Genomic DNA, 18,355 nt, shown 5'->3' with positions numbered 1-18,355 from the left:
TATACTTTTAATTCGTTATTTACGGCGGAAGGAGTAAACGATGCAATGAATGAAAGACAATTAGAACAACAGCATGTGGAAGAAACCACTCAAATGATCCAATTAGAACAACGCCTATTAAATCGCAAATTAAGCGACTTGACAGAAAAAATGAATGATTCCACAAAGGAAACAGCGAATCACAAAATACGTAGTGGCTCTAACGAATCTTTTTACGAGTCAGTAGTCGAATACCGCCAACATGAACAAGAACTACTTTTAAAGTACCACACATTAGAATCGCAACAAAAACGCCTACAAACTTTAGAAGTGATGAAAGAAAATCCTTACTTTGCCCGCATTGATTTTAAAGAAGAAACAGAAAAAGAAACCCTCTATCTAGGTATCGCTTCATTAAGAGATACGGATGAAGAAACGATCGTGATCGACTGGCGTGCGCCAATCGCTAACCTCTATTATGAAGGGGAAATCGGCCCTGCTTTTTACGAAACCGATGTAGAAAAAATCGATGTGGAACTGCTATTGAAACGACAATTCAAGATCGTTGATGGGAAAATCGTCTCGATGGTCGATACATCCGAAGTCATCAATGATGATTTTCTGTTAGAGATTTTAGATGATGCTTCTAGCGCTCATATGAAGAACATTGTTTCCACGATCCAAAAAGCCCAAAATGCAATCATTCGTGACACAAACAGTAAAGTCATGCTGATCGAAGGGATCGCTGGCAGTGGTAAGACTTCAGCGTTACTTCAACGAATTGCGTTTATTCTTTATCACAATCGAAAATGGTTAGATGCCGAAAATGTCTTATTATTCTCGCCGAATCATCTATTTTCTGATTACATCTCCACTGTTTTACCTTCTCTAGGTGAAAGTGGTGTACCAACACAAACATTCAAAAATTATTTACAACAGTTGTTGCCTGAATTTGATTTGACAGAGGAAGAACAACAAGAAGTCGGTTTTCTCTCTGGTGACAATGATCCGATCAAAACATTGAAATCTGGCTTGACTTTCGTTGAGCATCTCGATACTTACATTCAAACAATCACTGATTTTGGTCCTTTGTTCCGTGAAATGAAAATCAATGGTCGAACCATTTTATCAAAAGAAGCGATTCGAAGATGGTATCAAGAAACAAATGAATTACTCCCCTTGCATCAACGCCTGTCCTTGCTGCAAACAAAACTATTGAAAAAACTAGGCGGACTGCAAAAGGATGAAACTCGTCAGAAATGGGTCAAAGAGCTTGCAGAAGAGCAACTCCAAGAACTATATGCCACCGATCCAAACTTAGAATACACCGAACAAAAAGAAAGATCATTGCTCAAAAAATTAGCGAACCAAATCGTGAAAAAAAGGTTTCGTAGAGTTCATCGTGGGATCTTGCAGTATCAATTTGTCAACTTACCCAAACAGTTTCTTCACTTTCTACAAACAGTGCCTAAAGAGCTGTTAACGTCACATGGCGTCAGCGAAAGTGCTTGGGGTGAACACCTACAAGTAGTCAAGACAAATTTACGTACCAGAGAGCTGCCACAAGAAGATGCCGTTTTATATTTTCTACTGATGCGTCGTGTCCATCCTGTATCAGTCACTCAAAAAGCACGGTATATCTTCATCGATGAAATGCAAGATTTCGCACCTTCACAAGTCGCTTTGCTCCAATCGATTTATCCAAATGCTAACCTAACATTTTGTGGAGATCTAAATCAAAATGTCTTTGGTAATGAAACGATCACTGGTTCGTTAGAGGCGCTTTTCCCAGAAAAAGAAGTGACACAGTTTCAGTTAACCACGAGCTATCGCTCTACGAAACAGATCACTGATTTTGCGAATCATTTCTTAGCACATGATAATGTGGTAGAAACAACCGCTCGTGAAGGACGTTTGCCATTGATCGTCCAAAGTGATTCAGCCTCAAGTAAAATCCAGTGGTTGGAACAAACGATCACAGAGACGAAAGAACAAGCAAAATATTGGCGCACTGCGATCATTGGCAAAACAATCGCTGAATGTGAAACTCTTTATGAACAATTGCCTGCTTCATTAAAAGACCAAGTCCAGTTGATTGCGGATGAATCTGATTTTATGAAACGTTCGATTATTCTTCTCCCGGCTTATCTAGCCAAAGGATTAGAATTTGACCGAGTCTTTTTGTGGAATGTGGATGACGCACATTTTAATTCTGGCCATGACAAACAGATTTTATATACGATGTGTACACGCGCCATGCATGAATTAATCCTCTTTACATCCGCTAAAGATGCTTCTTTTCTGCAAACATTGGCTACTGAACATTATGAGTCTCTCACTTTAGATTGATTCTTTGCATAAAAAAAACAGAGATTTTCTACGTGACGTGTAGAAAATCTCTGTTTTTTATTCATCTATCGATCACAACATCAATTCTGTGTTTGGGTATTTCAAACGAACAAGTGAGACGATCATTCGCAGTTCTTCGATATTTTCCGGATATTCTGGGTCAAACACCTTGCTGTGTCGACCGATCCCGCCATTATCGATCAAACGATAAATACGATTCCAATCCATGAATTGTTCGACCGTCTGGAAATTGCTGATCGGATAGCCGCCACTGTCCAATATTTCTGAGACACGAAAGGCCAGATAAGCAGTATCGATGACTGTCTCTTTTTTTGGTGCCATTTTTGTGCTTGTTTCAATCAATATCTTTTCTGGTTGATGCTTCAGACTCCAGTCCAACAATAAAAAGAAAGCTTCCATTCGATAATCTTCTTCAAACAACTGAAATGCTGAGTCAGAACGTCGAAAAAGCAATGGGATCAAATATTTTTTTTTATAGATCAGCATAGGTGCCCGATCAACCATACATTCTAGATAACGATTCAAATAGCCTGTGCCTATATAGTTTCCTAAACGATAGCCTTCTACGCCATAAGGTGCATATTTTTGAGCAAGCTTTGAGCAATCAGCGATATTGACTGCCAATTCTTCTACTTTTTGGTAACCGCTTAGAATACGTTCGAAAGGCTCTAGATTAATTTTTGCTTCCATTATTCTTTCCCCGCCTACATCAAATTACTATTCGTTTACTCACGATACTTTAATAATAACACAGGTTGAAATAGAAATGATAATAAATCACAAAAAAACTGTAACAAATAACACGCAATTTTTAATTTTACTACGACTTCTTTGTTGTCTTTTCTAAATTTTTTAAGCCTCTGCTTCTTTTTTCACTCTCACCGAAAAGTTCCTTTATCAGAAAAAATGGAGAGATAAAAGATCGAAAGTAAAACATGACATTGGGTTTTTGGGTATGATAACAACTGCTTAGTCTTTCAAAGAAAATAAAAAAGAACTTGAAAATGGTTCTTTCAAGCCCTTTTTATCAGTGTTACTCTATTAATCTTCTAACGCTACATTATGGAAGACATGTTGAACATCTTCTAGGTCTTCTAATACGTCAATCATTTTTTCGAATTTTTCTAAATCGTCACCAGTCAATGTGACTTCATTTTGAGGGATCATTTGGATCTCAGCAATAGAAAATTCAGTGATGCCTTTTTCTTTTAGTGCTTCTTGGATACTGTGGAAATCAGGCACTTCACCGTAAACGATGATTTGTCCATCTTCTTCCATGACATCACGCACATCGATGTCTTTTTCCATCAAGTACTCTAAGATCTCATCTGCATCTTCGCCGGCAAAACCGAAAATCGCCGTATTATCGAACATATAAGAAACTGCACCAGATACACCCATATTACCACCATTTTTACCGAATGCGGCACGCACATCAGCGGCTGTCCGGTTCACATTGTTAGTCAACGTGTCAACGATGACCATTGAGCCATTTGGTCCAAATCCTTCATAGCGCAATTCAGAGTAAGTTTCATCTCCTGAACCTTTCGCTTTTTCGATTGCTCGATCAATGATATGTTTAGGTACATTGTAAGTTTTAGCGCGTTCAATGACGAAACGTAGTTTTTGGTTAGCGTGTGGGTCAGGGTCACCTGATTTTGCTGCTGCATAGATTTCAATTCCGAACTTCGCATAAACTCGGCTGTTGTTTGCATCTTTAGCTGTTTTTTTAGCTACGATATTGGCCCATTTACGTCCCATAGTTTCACTTCGCTTTCTGATTTGATATAAGATAGATACTTTTGATTCGTGCGGGAACACACAAAACGTCCTGTTTCATTATACTTGTGAATCAGGTTTATGTGAAGCTTTTTTTCTCTTCGATCGTTTCAATAAAGACTGGTTTTCGCCCAAATACTTGTTCCGCTACCTCGCCACCTAAGCGATAGATTTCATCACTGCGAACGAGTAGTTTTGCTACTTGCGCTTCTTTTTTGCCGATTTTAGAAAAGAGTGCGCATGCTTTTTTAGTTTTGAGACATGCCCGACCTGCTGATGTAAAGCCTAACACATGGATATATTCTTGCAATTGTTGTTCCTTCATTTCTTCATTTTGGATATTCAACAATACATAGCAAGACAAACGTTGGATCCTCGTCCAAGTATAACGTTTTGTTTTGACTTGTTCGACAAACTCAGCAAACGTAGTGGCAGTCTTTGCCGCTTCTAACATTCGAATTTCTATACCTTCCGTCATCTGATAGATTTGTTGCAACGAGTCGACCGTGGAGGATAGAAGTCGATATTTTAACAAGGGCCAATAGGATGCCCATGTTTGTAAACTTCCTGTCGTTAAAAACGTCTCTGTTTCTGAGGGGACTGTGGCAGAAATCGAGCGATGTTCTGTTAGTGCTTTACGAATCGCCGTGGCACTAGCAATCGTTTCTTCAGACAATTCTTTATCATGATACCCTGCCCCTTTACGATTGATCGGGATTAATTTCATCGGATGTTCATAGGTCGCATTTTCTTTTGCATAGCTCAACCCTAGGATATGATTAGGTGAGGAAAAATCAAGCGAGATCTCTGGATAGACTTGTTTGAATACTTGTGTCATCTTTTGCGGATAACTCATCGTCTGATCAGGCAACGCTTGGAAAGCTTTAGTGATTTGATCTTGATGTTGCATGACAAACGTTCCAAATGTTTGATAATCAAACGCCTTCTCGTCCTCTGTGCCAAAACATAAATAATCACAACCTAATTTTTGCAATAGTCGAACTGCACCTTTCGCAAAGTAATCAGCCGATTGTACCGCCCATTCGATCGGTAGTTCTACCACTAGATCTACTCCGTAGTGCAACGCCACTTCTGCACGTTGCCATTTATCAATGATCGCCGGTTCCCCTCGTTGCAAAAAATTTCCGCTCATCACCGCAATCACCACGTCTGCCCCAGTTTGTTCCTTAGCTTGTTGTACATGGTAAAGATGCCCATTATGAAATGGATTATACTCCACAATGATGCCGCAAACTTTCATTTTCTTTCCTCCTTCCATCTAGTAAAAAAGAAGAGACAAAGCTTTATGATCCAGCCGTCCCTTCTTTTTATTTTTAACTACAGTTCGTCTGTATCGCTTTCGTCCTTATGAGCAACAAAAAACCAGCGTCTTGATTCTTCGTTAGGTGTCTCATCTGTAAAATCAGCACATACTTCAACTTTCGCAAAGCCACTATTTTCCAGCATACGCAAGTAATTCTCTAACGGATACGTGCGTTCTTGGTGTAGTTCATCTTCACGAATAAACGTACCTTCTTTTTCTTGAGACTCGACGAAAAATGTCAAATAATGTTCAATGCTATGTTTTTCTTTTCCAGCATAACTATCCCAAAGAAAGGCAAAATTGTCTCCTTGGTAATGATAACTATACTCTGGAAACACTCGATCGATCTGATAAACGGAATGAACATCAAACAAGAAACGACCGTTCTCTTCTAATGCCTGAAATACCTCATCAAAGACTTGTTGCACTTCTTGATCATTTTGCATATAGCATAAAGAATCAGAGAAACAAGTGATTGCTTGGTACTGTCCACTTTCGGAAAGATCTAACATATTCCCTTCCACAAATTGCACTGTTGCTTCTTCTTCGTAGGCCCGTTGACTGGCGATCATCAGCATTTCTTCTGACAGATCCAAACCAGTCACATTGTAGCCATCTTTGGCAAAAGCGACCGCTAATGCGCCAGTACCGCATGCAAGTTCAAGGATATTTTTAGTTGTTTCCGGTAAATGCCGTTTAGAAAAAGCCAACCATTGATCATATAACCCGTCGTCCATTACTTCATCGTAGATAAAAGCAAATGTTTCGTATGCCATTTTAATCCAACCATTCGTTCAAGTCGACAAGTGGTGCGTCTGACCATAGCTTTTCTAAATTGTAGAAACCGCGTTCTGGTGCATGGAAGACATGGATGATCAAATCACCAAGGTCGATCAGGATCCATTTGCCACCTTCTTTTCCTTCTACGCGTTTCACTTCATACTTGTTTTCTTCTTCTTTTTCGATGATTTCTTCCACGATGGCATTGATTTGACGTTCACTGTTTGCTGAACAGATCATGAAATAATCAGCCAATAATGAGACTTCACGGACGTCCAAAGCTAAAATATCTTCTGCACGTTTTGAATCAGCTGCTTGAACAGCGATTTTTAATTGTTCTTTACTATCGATGATGATTTCCTCCTATATTGGCTAGCTATTTTGCTACCCAATGATTGTATGTTTCGATTGTTTTTGGATATATTTGTTGTTCTTGCGCAATCAGATGCGCTAAAGTATGTTTGGTTTCGAATGCGACTGCTTCGTCAAGATCGATCATCGCAAGTTCACGAGCTTCTTTAACACCTGGAAAAGAACGTCCAGGCTCGATGTAATCAGCAACATAGATGATTTTATCGAGTAAAGACATCTCAGCGGCTCCCGTCGTATGCACACGAATGGCTTGCAAGATCTCCTCATCCGTGATGCCTAGTTCCCGCTCCACAAAAGATGCACCGACCAAGCCATGCCAAATGGCATTCCCGTAAGCGAGCAACTCAGGATCAAAGTGATCCCGTTCGATGACTAGTTTAAACTCATCATCAGGACGTTCTTTCGCATAATCATGTGTCAGTGCAGCGATACTTGCTTTTTCTGGTGAGCAGCCATATTTTTCAGCAAGAGCGATCGCCGTTTGTTCGACACCTAAGACATGTTTGAACCGTTGCTCACTCATTCGCATTTGGACTTTTTGCATCAAGACTTCTCGAGTATATGCCGTATAATCTGTACTATAATTCATGTTGATACAAGCCTTCTTTCTGAATATAATCCAAGACTTTATCTGGGACCAAATAACGGACTGAACAACCTTGTTGGATCTTCTGCCGTATTTTTGTCGAACTCAAATCGATTTCCGGAACATCGACCCAGATCACTGGGTACGGTGTTTCCACTTGATAACCGCGACGGTGGATTCCTACAAAGTGGACCATCGTCAACAATTCATCGATTTTGTACCACTTTGGCAAATATTCGACCATATCGCCACCAATGATAAAATAATAGTCCGTATCCGGATTATTTTGCGTCAAAGCCTTCATCGTATCATACGTATAGCTCTTGCCACCTCGTTCGATCTCAATCGTTTCAATCGTTAAAAAAGGATTGTCTTCGATCGCAAGTTCAAGCATGTTTAAGCGGTGTTCTGCCGGTATTGTTGGCTTTTCATCCACATGAGGTGGTTGATAGGAAGGCATTAAACAGACATGGTCTAGTCCTAAATTCTGTCCTGCTTGTTCTGCCATGACTAAATGGGCCAGATGCACAGGGTTGAAAGTTCCTCCCAAGATCCCCACCTGTTTTCTTTTTTCATAAAGATGGGGCATTTCTTTTGGAAATACTTGAGGTCGAACAAAGGATCTCGCTTGCGATTTCATCTTCGTCACTCCTTAGATTGCATGTACTTCTTTAGATATCCGTTGATATTTTTCTTTGGTCGAAGCTTTGTATAAAACAAGTACGCGTCCGATGATCTGTACCACTTCACAGGCGATAGCTTCTTCTAATACTTGTGCCACATCTTCCGCGATCTCGTCTGTGTTTTGTAACAATGATACTTTGATCAATTCTCTTTTTTCAAGGGCTTCTTCGATTTGAACGATCATCGCTTCATTGACTCCACCTTTACCGATTTGAAAAATCGGTTGTAGATGATGGGCTTGACTACGTAAAAATCGTTTTTGCTTTCCTCTTAAACTCATGCTTTTCCTTCTTTCTTAAATGAGTGCTTTTCTTCTTAACACGTGTACCCCTTTTGGCGCCCAACCTGCAATGACTGCCGGTTCTGTCACAGTGATCCACCCTAGTCCTGCAAAGACGATATCTGTCTTTTCTTTGACAGAAAATTCAAAGCGAACAAGTTCAGGGAAGTCACCGACTTCATTTGGACGTGGTGGTTGCAATAAGCCACCTACATGTTTTTCATAAAAAGCATCTGCTTTTTCCAATTTTGTCCGATGCAAGTTGACATCATTTGATACATAGGCAATAAATGAACCACGTTTCCCACTAATGAAGTCGAATCGAGCTAATCCACCAAGGAAAAGTGTTTGGCCTTCATTCAGCTGATACACTTTAGGCTTGATTTCTTTCGTCGGTGCAATGATCCGTAAATCTTTTTTGCCTAGATAGTGCGCCATTTGATGACGATGGATGATCCCTGGGGTATCGATCAAAAACTGACCATCATCTAATGGAATCTCGATTTTGTCTAACGTCGTTCCTGGAAATTGCGACGTGGTGATCACTTCTTGAACGCCTGCCGTGTTTTTGATGATCTGATTGATCAGCGTCGATTTCCCAACATTCGTTACACCAACGATATATACATCGCGGCCTTCACGATATTCTTCGATCTTCTCAAGTAGCGTCGTCATCTCAGGTGCTTTTTTCGCACTTGTCAATAAGACATCGACAGGTCTTAACCCTGCTTCATGGGCACGCTCATTCATCCATTGGATCATTTTTGATTTTTTCAATGATTTAGGTAGGATATCGACTTTATTTCCAACTAAAAGGACTGGATTATTCCCGACAAAACGATGTAATCCAGGGATCAATGATCCGTTAAAATCAAAGATATCGACTACATTCACGATCAATGCGTCTTTTTGCCCTAATTCATTTAGTAATCGTAAGAAATCATCATCCGTCAATGACACATCTTGGATCTCATTATAATGTCTCAAACGAAAACAACGTTGACAATAGACATCACCTGTTGCCAGCCCTTTTTCAAGCGCGGCTTTTGGTGTATAGCCTAACTCATCAGGGTGTTCTGTTTGGATCATCACACCACAACCGATACATTGTAATTCTTCGTTCATTCAATGCCACCTCGCCAATCCATATCTGGATGTTTCTTTACTAAATAACTCATGATCTTACGCTCCCAGAACCGATTGAACTTCGTCTTCCAACTATCTGTATCAATGATTGGTTTGACTAAGACACTACGGATACCGGCACTATTGGCGCCACGAATATCGGTCATGATCTGATCACCGACCATGATGATCTCCTCATCTGCCAAATCTAACATTTTCTTCGCTTTATTGATGCCGACTGGTAAAGGTTTCAATGCTCTTGCGACATAAAGCAGCTCAAATTTTTCAACTGCACGAGCTACCCGTTCTGAGTTGTTGTTAGAAACAACGACTACTGGTATACCCGCATTTCTCATTTCTAAAATCCAACTGAACAATTCTTCTGTCCCGTCTGGATTATTCCAAGCAATCAGTGTATTATCAAGATCCGTTAAAACGGCTTTGATCCCTAGTTTTTTCAGTTGTGCAGGGGTAATTTTATAGACGGCTTCTACCATCCATGTAGGTTTATAATTTGAAAACATGTTGTCTCCTCATCTGCAAAAAATGAAGGAGCACGAAATGTACTCCTCAACCCCATATTATACTGTAAAATCTAAAAAAAAACTACCTCTATACATCAAACCTTTTACGTATGGTTATGACAGAAGTAATCAGCGGCAAGAAACCAGCAACCAACTTCCAAAATAGTTTCCTATTATTGGGGAAGTTGGTTGCTGATTTTCACAGGGATTCTTTGTATTCATTTTTTTAGATTGCTTGAGGACAAAAATCATCATCTACAGGCAGACTCGAAACAAGCATCCAAATCTTCCTGTCTCTTATCTCTTTTCTGACTATAAGACTTTTGCTAAGAAATCGATCGTCCGAGGATGACTCGTTCGTTCAAATACTTCGTCAGGTGTTCCTTCTTCAAGGATCTGTCCTTGATCCATAAAAATGATCCGATCCCCCACTTCTTTTGCAAAGCCAATTTCATGAGTGACAATAACCATCGTCATTCCTTCTTGTGCTAATTGCAACATAACGGAGAGCACCTCACCGACCATTTCTGGATCAAGCGCCGAAGTAGGTTCATCGAACAACATGACATCAGGTTGCATCGCCAACGCTCGCGCAATCGCAATCCGCTGTTGCTGTCCGCCTGATAAAGAGTACGGATATGCAGCCGCTTTGTCTGACAATCCGACTTTTGCCAATAGCTCCAAAGCAATCGCTTCGGCTTCTTTTCTTGGCATTTTTTTCACCTTGATTGGTGATAAAGTGATATTTTCTAATACTGTCATATTGGGAAATAAATTGAATTGCTGAAAAACCATCCCCATTTTTTCTCTTGTTTTAAAAATATCATGCTGTTTATGCGTGATGTCCGTTCCTTCAAACTCCACCGTACCCGATGTAGGAGATTCGAGTAGATTCAAACAGCGGAGAAACGTACTTTTTCCTGAACCTGAAGGGCCGATGATCACCACGACCTCGCCTGCTGAAATAGTAGTAGAAATACCTCTCAACACTTCTGTTTCTGCAAATGATTTATTTAACTGCTTGATCGTCAATATTGATTTTTCCATACGTTGTTCTCTCCTAACGTTGATACCCTTTACCGAGTTTTTTCTCCCAACTACTCAACAACCGCGAAGTCACAAAAGTCATAACGAAGTATAACCCTGCGGCAATAAAATAAGGTTCTAATGGGATATAAGAGTTTGAGATCACGATTTGAGCAGATCCCATCAATTCATTGATACCGATCACTGTCAGCAGGGAAGAATCTTTGATCAATGTGACAAACTCATTTCCTAATGGTGGCAAAATATTTCTCAACGCTTGTGGGAAAATGACATAACGCATCGCTTGTATGGGACGTAACCCTAACGAATAGGATGCTTCTGTTTGTCCCATATTGACAGCCGCGATTCCTCCACGAATGATTTCAGCAACATATGCGCCAGAATTTAGTGATAAAACGATGATTCCAGGTATCAAACGACCTAAGTCGATCGTCAAAATACCTACTGACCAGTCAACAGCTGGAAAGAAACGTTGTAATAGAATGAACCCGATCATGATCTGCAACAACATCGGTGTGCCTCTCAATAATTCGATATAGCTATTAGCCAACCAATTCAAAGGCTTGACTTTTGAGCGCTTCATCAATGCCATTGCTAAACCAATCAACGTTCCAAAGATGACAGTCAAAATCGAAATCACGATCGTAACAACCGCACCTGATAGAAAATAGGGTAAGTATTTATCTAAAAACGAAAAATTCACACGGCTTCCCTCTATTCTGTCGCTGTTTGTTCAGCTAATTCATGATTTTTTTTGATAAATTCATCGATCTTGCCTTCATCGCTCAACTTTTTGATGATGCGATTCAACTCTTCTTGTAATTCGGTACTACCTTTTGGTAAAGCAATAGCAAAGGCTTCATCGTCTGACTGTTCCAAAGGGATATCAGCGATCACCAAGTTAGGATTTTGAGCGATATAAGCTTCGGCGATCGTCTGTTCAACGACCATTCCATCAAGTGAACCTTGATTGATCTCGATCACCATATTTGGCACCTTGTCGATCGTAACTACTTTAGCCTCTTTGATTTGTTCGTTGATCACTGCTTCTTGGATCGAACCTTTTTGCGCACCTAAGCTCTTACCTGCCAAGCTATCCATGCTTGTTAATGTACCTTGGTCTTTTTTGTTGATCACGAGCACTTGTGGCGGATTGTAATAGTTGTCGGTGAAATCAAATTGTTCTTTGCGTTCTTCAGTCGCTGAGATTGCTGAGATCGCTACATCGGCTTTTCCTTCTTTTAAAGAGGCTAACACTGTATTGAAACTCATATCTGAAAGCTCCAGTTTCACACCAAGTTCATCGGCAATAGCATTTGCTAAATCAATGTCCGATCCGACGATTTGATCTTTCCCATCAACGATCGTATGAAATTCAAACGGCGCATAATCAGCAGACGTCGCAACTTTCAATACTCCACTTTCTTTGATCGCCGTCAATTGATCGGTTGATTCAGCTGCATTCCCATTCCCACAAGCGCCTAATGCGAATGTTGTAACTAAAAATAAAATAATTCCTGAAATCTTTTTCATTGTCTCGCCCCTTATTCATTTTGTTCTGTCATTATAGCATGAAAATTTCAAAAATAAACTATTTTTTGTATATTTATTTAATTTATTTCGATTTTATGCTTTTAAAATGAATAATACTAGCGAATAAAGAATATTTATTTCCATCCTTTGCTTCAGGTAATGAAAAAAAAGCCGAGTACTAGGTCTCAGCTTATATCATTCTTTATTGGCTCTATAATAAAGTGGACTGATGAATCAATTCTGATTCGTCAGTCCACTTTTTCTTTTTGGGTATTAAAAAACATATCGTTCTCTAGTATGATTAAATCACCACAAAATAAACAACTGAGAGGACGATATGCTCTATGGAAAATTCTATCAAAAAAATGCTCCGATTAACAGATAAATATTTAACCATCCAAGATGTTTCTTACGAAACGTTCCATCAAACCAATACTTTAGTTATTGACGCAGTGTTAGCTCCTCCTACTTCTGCTTGTTTGACTTGTGGCTCTGCCGTGAGAGATTCGAAGGGGAAAACGGTCATTGTCAAAAATGGCAAGAAAATGACCTGCATTCGTTTCGATCAATTCAACCATTTACCGCTAATCATGCGGCTGAAGAAACAACGTTATCACTGTAGAAACTGCCATACCCATTGGACAGCCCAAAGCTATTTTGTTCGGCCAAATCATTCGATTGCCGAGCATGTAAAAATGAAAATCATTGCTTTACTCACCGAAAAGGTCTCCTTATCTTTTATCGCAAAGCATTGCCAGGTGTCTATTCCAACGGTGACGCGTATTTTGAAGTCGTTAAAAACCTATTTACCAAAACAAGCCAAGCGCCACCTGCCCAAAGTATTGATGGTCGATGAATTTCGTTCCCATGTATCCTCAGAAGATAAGATGAGTTTTATTTGTGCCGATGGGGAAACCGGGCAATTAGTTGATATCTTACCCACTCGAAAATTGTCTCGGTTGACCACTTATTTCCAGACATGTGTGAATCCATCTGACGTCGACTATTTAGTTACTGATATGAATGCGGCGTATTTTCAACTAACAAAAAAAGTATTTCCTCATGCCAAACTGGTCATTGATCGTTTTCATGTGATCAAACACATGAATCAAGCGTTCCAAGATTTTCGTGTCCGTGAAATGAAACGCCTGATTGCTTCGGGCAATCGGACAATGCCAAGGAAATTAAAAAGCCATTGGCGCTTACTCACCAAAAATCGGAAGAATATCAACCACACAGAATATAAAACTTGGCGTAGCTTTCGTGCCCCAAAGTATCCTTACCTGACAGAAGCCATGGTGCTTGACCGTTTATTAAGTGCTTCAACTGCCTTGAAAGTCGCCTATCAAGCGTTCCATGAACTAGCGGATGCCTTTCGTGACAAAGACCACGAGTCATTTTTCACTCTCTTGCATCAGTTACCAGAAACATTAGATAAAGAATTTCGGCTAAAACTACAAAATCTTCTGAGCTATGAAGAAGGGATTCGTCATTCTTTGATTTATCCTTACTCTAATGGGAAAATTGAAGCAAAAAACACCCACATCAAAACACTCAAACGAGTGTCTTATGGCTTTAAATCATTTGAGAACATGCGCATCCGAATCTTTTTGACGAATCAAGTCATTCACGTCAAATAACGAAGAAAATCCGGAGAAGAAGTGTTCACTTCTTCTTCCGGATTTCACTTGATTGCACTCATCAGTCCTTATTGACAAAGAGCCTCTTTATTCAGATTTTTTCTTTACTCAACTATTCCCCATCCTCTGACACAAAACTATATTCAATCTTATGTGAGTCAGCTAAACGATTCCCACTTTCATCTACCCAAGAGAATTCTTTTCGATAATCCTTCCCGACTAATGTTGTCGTTTTCTTCTCCTGATTGACTTCAACTGTGACATGTTTGATTTCTTTAACAAACGTTTGAAAAAGTTCAGTCGTTTTTAGTTCTTGTTCTGCGGTTGTAAAATCAGGTGTCAGCAAACTTTTGATTTCTTGTTCTTCACTGCTTGATAGTTTTAAATCTGCGGGATCTTGATCAAGGTTTTGTGCCAGTTGGATTTCTTTCATGATTCCTAAATTCCCCTCTTTAAGGGTATAACTTCCTCTGTTTTGTAAAGTTCCACCATTCGTTACTTGAACGATCTCGGCGTTTTTTAATTGATCCTCATCCGATTTAGAGCAGCCACTAAAAAATAGCAACATAGAAAACAACACTCCGCAAAAAAGAACATTAAATGATTTTCTAAACACACTATCAACTCCTTTTAAAAAAGGATATCACACTTTTTAAAAATAACAAAAAATAATTTTGATTGTGATTATAGAGAATAAACTGACTATAATGGATCTATAGCGAATATAAAGGGAGTAATAGTAAACAAAATATTTTGGATGATATTATTTTTTTTCGTGTTGTTAATCAGCTATTTGACTTCAGGATAAATTAAAACAGACAGCCCCACCGTAACTTTCTTTTAACTGGTATATTTGATTACACAATAGCCTAGTAGTTTTTATTTTTTTATACCATATTATTCTATGTAATTTTCTAAATACACTTTGAGTTGCCTGAGAATAGTTTTAAATCTTAGATGTTTAGCATATTCTCTGTCTTTAATATCATTCTTCCAATAAATATCATTCATTTTTTTATTTGCAATTATTTCATCAACAATAAAAAGTCCATCTAAATTAGAATACATTATCTAACCACCCATACAACTACTTGTTTTATCATTTAACTCGTAAAACAACTATAAAAACAAGTTATTATCAAAAAAATATATGTTTATCCTAATTTATTTCTTTTTTTAACTAGTAAACCACACAAATAATCACGTTAAATATACAAATCATAAACCAATTACTATAGCTTCATATGATAAATCAGAAAAAACTGTAGAGTAAATTCTCTACAGTTTAAATCAAAAATCTTCTTAATATTTACGAAAACGTTGGTAGCGTTGTTCGATCAATTCATCGGTGGGTTTCTGGCAAAGTTCGGTCAGTTTTTCGATCAATGCTTTTTGCATCATGCGAGCGACTTTTTCTTTGCTTAACGGCTCCCCGTTGAATGTTTCTGGAATCACGCGATCGATGACGTCTAATTCTAATAATTCACCAGCGGCAACTTTCATCAATTCAGCGGCTTCAGCAGCTCGGCTGCCGTCTTTCCAAAGAATCGAAGCAAATCCTTCTGGTGATAAAACTGCATAGATCGTTTGTTCTAACATCCAGACTTCATCGGCTAACGCCAAGGCTAATGCGCCTCCACTACCGCCTTCACCAATAATGATACTGATGATCGGCACCTTCAAATCAGACATTTCTAACAGATTACGGGCAATCGCTTCTCCTTCGCCACGTTCTTCTGCGCCGATTCCACAATAGGCACCCGCTGTATTGATCAACGTAACGACCGGACGATTGAATTTTTCTGCTTGTTTCATCAAACGTAGTGCTTTACGGTAACCTTCTGGATGAGGAGAACCGAAATTCCGACGAATGTTTTCTTGCAAGTCTCGGCCTTTTTGGATACCAATGACAGTCACTGGTTTGCCGGCTAATTTCGCCACTCCTCCAACGACAGCTTCATCATCACCAAATAAGCGATCACCATGAAACTCTTGGAAGCCTTCAAAAATCGTTTCAAAGAAATCAAGACTTGTCCAACGATCTTTTGCACGTGCCAGTTGGACGATATCATGAGCAGTTTTATTCATGGTTGATCCATCCTTTCTGCGTATGCAATTCTAGTAATTGATGGATCGTCTGCTTGAGTTCTTTTCTTGGAACGATTTGATCCACAAAACCATGCTCGAGTAAAAACTCAGCTTTTTGGAAGTCTTCAGGTAGTTCCTGTTTGATCGTTTGTTCGATCACTCGGCGTCCCGCAAAGCCGATCAAGCTTTGTGGTTCAGCTAAGATGACATCCCCTTCCATCGCAAAGCTGGCAGTGACTCCTCCAGTCGTTGGATCTGTCAATACCGTCAAGTAAAATAGCTGCTTGTTGCTGTGACGTTTGACAGCTGCTGAGATCTTGGCCATTTGCATTAGAGAAAAGATTCCTTCTTGCATACGAGCGCCTCCAGAGGCAGTAAATAATACGACAGGCAATTGTTTCGCCGCGGCACGTTCAAATAAGCGTGTGATTTTTTCGCCCACGATCGTTCCCATGCTTCCCATGATAAAATTAGGGTCCATGACACCGATAGCAAATGGAATGCCTTCGATGGTCGCTTGACCAGTTAAAACTGCTTCATGTAAGCCAGTTTTTTCTTGCATCTTGCTGATTTTTTTTTGATAATCAGGAAAATCAAGTGGATCTTTGGTGACCAAGTCCGTATCCCATTCTTCTAAACTTTTCTCATCGATGATCAGCGCTAATCGTTGCCACGCACCGATCCTAAAATTGTAACTGCAATGTGGACAAACTTTTTCTTCCCCGATATCTTTCGTATAGATAATATGCTTGCAATTGGGACATTTCGCCCACATATTATCAGGGACCGACGGCGCATTTGTTGGCTTGATTTCTCGATTAGGATTGATTCGAATGTATTTTTTCTTTTTGAATAAAGCCATCTTATTCGTCTCCTATCTCCGTCTCGGGAATCCAATTCGGTAAAAATTCTTCTTGTAAGAATGCGGTACTGTAATCTCCGGCAATCACTGCTGGATGACTGATCAGATCCATTTGGAACTCGGCATTCGTGATCACCCCATCGGTCACGATCTCGCTCAACGCTCGTTGCATTTTCATCAACGCATCAAAACGTGTGTCGCCATGTACGATGACTTTAGCAATCATCGAATCGTAATAAGGAGGGATCGTGTAGCCTGAATAAACTGCGCTGTCTACCCGTAAGCCCATACCGCCAGCTGGCAGTAATAGATCATTGATTTTCCCTGGTGAAGGAGCGAAATGGAACGCTGGATTTTCTGCATTGATCCGGCATTCGATGGCATGTCCTTGAAAAACGATCTCTTCTTGTTGGATCTCTAATGGACGTCCAGCCGCAATCTCGATTTGTTTTTTGACTAAATCGATATTTGTGACCATTTCAGTTACTGGATGTTCGACTTGGATGCGGGTATTCATTTCCATGAAATAAAATTCACCGGATTCATCCATCAGAAATTCGATCGTCCCTGCATTTTCATAGTTCACTGCCTTTGCAGCACGTACTGCGGCAGATCCTAAATGATTTCGTTTTTCTTCAGAAATCACCACAGACGGGGATTCTTCTAATACTTTTTGGTTGTTCCGTTGCAATGAACAATCGCGTTCGCCTAGATGCAGAACGTGCCCAAATTGGTCACCCAATACTTGGACTTCAATATGTCTTGCGGGATAAATGATTTTTTCTAGATACATTTCATCGTTACCAAAAGCTGCTGCTGCCTCTTGTTGGGCAGATGAAAAATGTTGTGGTAACTCTTCTTTTGATAAAACTTTACGGATTCCCTTACCACCACCACCAGCGGCGGCTTTGAGCATCACTGGATAGCCGATTTTTTCTGCTACTTCAAGTGCTTCTTCAACAGTCGACAGCACACCATCACTACCTGGGATCACTGGGACATTGGCTTGTTGCATCAACTGGCGTGCGTTGATTTTATTCCCCATGTCATCGATCGTTTTGCTTTTAGGTCCAATAAAGACGATATTACATTCTTCACACATCGAAGCAAATCGACTATTCTCAGACAAGAAACCAAATCCAGGATGGATGGCTTCTGCTTTTGTTACGATGGCTGCACTTAAAACTGCTTGTACATTCAAATATGAATCAGTCGCTCTTGCAGGACCGATACAGATTGCTTCATCTGCTAATTGTGTGTGTAATGCCTCCGCATCCGCTTCAGAATAGACCGCAACGGTTTGGATTCCAAGCTCACGGCAGGCACGAATGATCCGTACGGCTATTTCGCCGCGATTTGCTATCAAGACTTTTGAAAACATA

Annotated in this window: 20 protein-coding genes; 2 read left to right on the top strand and 18 right to left on the bottom strand. The window is 39.8% G+C overall.

Going from position 1 to position 18,355, the window contains the following annotated elements:
- The first annotated feature begins 45 nt into the window (after positions 1-45).
- The gene (helD, locus tag DOK79_RS10960; protein ID WP_206858398.1) at positions 46-2,328 is read left to right on the top strand and encodes an RNA polymerase recycling motor HelD; all 2,283 of its coding nucleotides are present in this window, start codon (positions 46-48) and stop codon (positions 2,326-2,328) included.
- A 72-nt stretch (positions 2,329-2,400) separates the two neighbouring features.
- On the opposite strand, the gene DOK79_RS10955 is transcribed toward helD, so the two are convergent.
- The 13 genes from DOK79_RS10955 to DOK79_RS10895 all read right to left on the bottom strand — a co-directional run bounded on the left by DOK79_RS10955 (position 2,401) and on the right by DOK79_RS10895 (position 12,383).
- Complete coding sequence (locus tag DOK79_RS10955; protein ID WP_206858396.1) at positions 2,401-3,039, bottom strand: hypothetical protein; 639 nt, start codon at positions 3,037-3,039, stop codon at positions 2,401-2,403.
- A gap of 351 nt (positions 3,040-3,390) precedes the next feature.
- On the bottom strand, positions 3,391-4,110 hold the full coding sequence (locus DOK79_RS10950) for a YebC/PmpR family DNA-binding transcriptional regulator (protein WP_206858394.1): 720 nt from the start codon (positions 4,108-4,110) through the stop codon (positions 3,391-3,393).
- A 97-nt stretch (positions 4,111-4,207) separates the two neighbouring features.
- Positions 4,208-5,389 (bottom strand): nucleotidyltransferase, encoded by a 1,182-nt coding sequence (locus DOK79_RS10945; protein ID WP_206858391.1) that lies wholly within the window; start codon positions 5,387-5,389, stop codon positions 4,208-4,210.
- A gap of 77 nt (positions 5,390-5,466) precedes the next feature.
- On the bottom strand, positions 5,467-6,228 hold the full coding sequence (locus tag DOK79_RS10940) for a class I SAM-dependent DNA methyltransferase (protein WP_206858388.1): 762 nt from the start codon (positions 6,226-6,228) through the stop codon (positions 5,467-5,469).
- Position 6,229: 1 nt separating this feature from the next.
- Positions 6,230-6,589 carry a ribosome silencing factor gene (gene rsfS, locus DOK79_RS10935; RefSeq protein WP_206858452.1) on the bottom strand — a complete coding sequence of 120 codons (360 nt, stop codon included), beginning with the start codon at positions 6,587-6,589 and terminating at the stop codon, positions 6,230-6,232.
- A 19-nt stretch (positions 6,590-6,608) separates the two neighbouring features.
- Positions 6,609-7,193, bottom strand: coding sequence for a bis(5'-nucleosyl)-tetraphosphatase (symmetrical) YqeK (gene yqeK / locus DOK79_RS10930; protein ID WP_206858386.1), 585 nt, complete (start codon positions 7,191-7,193; stop codon positions 6,609-6,611).
- On the bottom strand, positions 7,183-7,830 hold the full coding sequence (locus tag DOK79_RS10925; protein ID WP_206858379.1) for a nicotinate-nucleotide adenylyltransferase: 648 nt from the start codon (positions 7,828-7,830) through the stop codon (positions 7,183-7,185). Before DOK79_RS10925 ends, yqeK begins: the two co-directional genes overlap by 11 nt.
- A gap of 12 nt (positions 7,831-7,842) precedes the next feature.
- On the bottom strand, positions 7,843-8,154 hold the full coding sequence (gene yhbY / locus DOK79_RS10920; protein ID WP_206858376.1) for a ribosome assembly RNA-binding protein YhbY: 312 nt from the start codon (positions 8,152-8,154) through the stop codon (positions 7,843-7,845).
- Positions 8,155-8,169: 15 nt separating this feature from the next.
- On the bottom strand, positions 8,170-9,279 hold the full coding sequence (yqeH, locus tag DOK79_RS10915; protein WP_206858366.1) for a ribosome biogenesis GTPase YqeH: 1,110 nt from the start codon (positions 9,277-9,279) through the stop codon (positions 8,170-8,172).
- Positions 9,276-9,803 carry a YqeG family HAD IIIA-type phosphatase gene (locus tag DOK79_RS10910; protein ID WP_206858336.1) on the bottom strand — a complete coding sequence of 176 codons (528 nt, stop codon included), beginning with the start codon at positions 9,801-9,803 and terminating at the stop codon, positions 9,276-9,278. Before DOK79_RS10910 ends, yqeH begins: the two co-directional genes overlap by 4 nt.
- A 312-nt stretch (positions 9,804-10,115) precedes the next feature.
- Positions 10,116-10,850: an amino acid ABC transporter ATP-binding protein gene (locus DOK79_RS10905; RefSeq protein ID WP_242543327.1), complete on the bottom strand. Its 735-nt coding sequence runs from the start codon at positions 10,848-10,850 to the stop codon at positions 10,116-10,118.
- Positions 10,851-10,863: 13 nt separating this feature from the next.
- Positions 10,864-11,553: an ABC transporter permease subunit gene (locus DOK79_RS10900; RefSeq protein ID WP_206858335.1), complete on the bottom strand. Its 690-nt coding sequence runs from the start codon at positions 11,551-11,553 to the stop codon at positions 10,864-10,866.
- An 11-nt stretch (positions 11,554-11,564) separates the two neighbouring features.
- Positions 11,565-12,383 carry a transporter substrate-binding domain-containing protein gene (locus DOK79_RS10895; protein WP_206858332.1) on the bottom strand — a complete coding sequence of 273 codons (819 nt, stop codon included), beginning with the start codon at positions 12,381-12,383 and terminating at the stop codon, positions 11,565-11,567.
- Positions 12,384-12,727: 344 nt separating this feature from the next.
- On the opposite strand from DOK79_RS10895, the gene DOK79_RS10890 reads away from it, so the two are divergent.
- Entirely contained in the window at positions 12,728-14,023 is a 1,296-nt protein-coding gene (locus DOK79_RS10890; protein WP_206859623.1) for an ISL3 family transposase, read from the top strand.
- Between the two features lie 112 nt (positions 14,024-14,135).
- Here DOK79_RS10890 and DOK79_RS10885 read toward each other — a convergent pair whose 3' ends face one another.
- From DOK79_RS10885 to DOK79_RS10865, 5 genes are all read right to left on the bottom strand, one after another.
- Complete coding sequence (locus DOK79_RS10885) at positions 14,136-14,591, bottom strand: hypothetical protein (protein WP_206859610.1); 456 nt, start codon at positions 14,589-14,591, stop codon at positions 14,136-14,138.
- 329 nt (positions 14,592-14,920) lie between these two features.
- On the bottom strand, positions 14,921-15,091 hold the full coding sequence (locus tag DOK79_RS10880; protein WP_206859609.1) for a hypothetical protein: 171 nt from the start codon (positions 15,089-15,091) through the stop codon (positions 14,921-14,923).
- Between the two features lie 234 nt (positions 15,092-15,325).
- Positions 15,326-16,111: an acetyl-CoA carboxylase carboxyl transferase subunit alpha gene (locus DOK79_RS10875; protein WP_206859607.1), complete on the bottom strand. Its 786-nt coding sequence runs from the start codon at positions 16,109-16,111 to the stop codon at positions 15,326-15,328.
- A complete protein-coding gene (gene accD / locus DOK79_RS10870; protein ID WP_206859606.1) occupies positions 16,104-16,973 on the bottom strand; it encodes an acetyl-CoA carboxylase, carboxyltransferase subunit beta in 870 nt (289 codons plus the stop codon). Before accD ends, DOK79_RS10875 begins: the two co-directional genes overlap by 8 nt.
- A gap of 1 nt (position 16,974) precedes the next feature.
- Positions 16,975-18,354: an acetyl-CoA carboxylase biotin carboxylase subunit gene (locus DOK79_RS10865; protein WP_206859604.1), complete on the bottom strand. Its 1,380-nt coding sequence runs from the start codon at positions 18,352-18,354 to the stop codon at positions 16,975-16,977.
- Position 18,355: the final 1 nt, after the last annotated feature.

The sequence above is a fragment of the Enterococcus sp. DIV1094 genome (assembly GCF_017316305.2).
GTDB lineage: Bacteria > Bacillota > Bacilli > Lactobacillales > Enterococcaceae > Enterococcus_B > Enterococcus_B mangumiae.
Note: the sequence above shows the minus strand (reverse complement) of the source record. Positions and strands in the feature narration are given on the sequence as shown.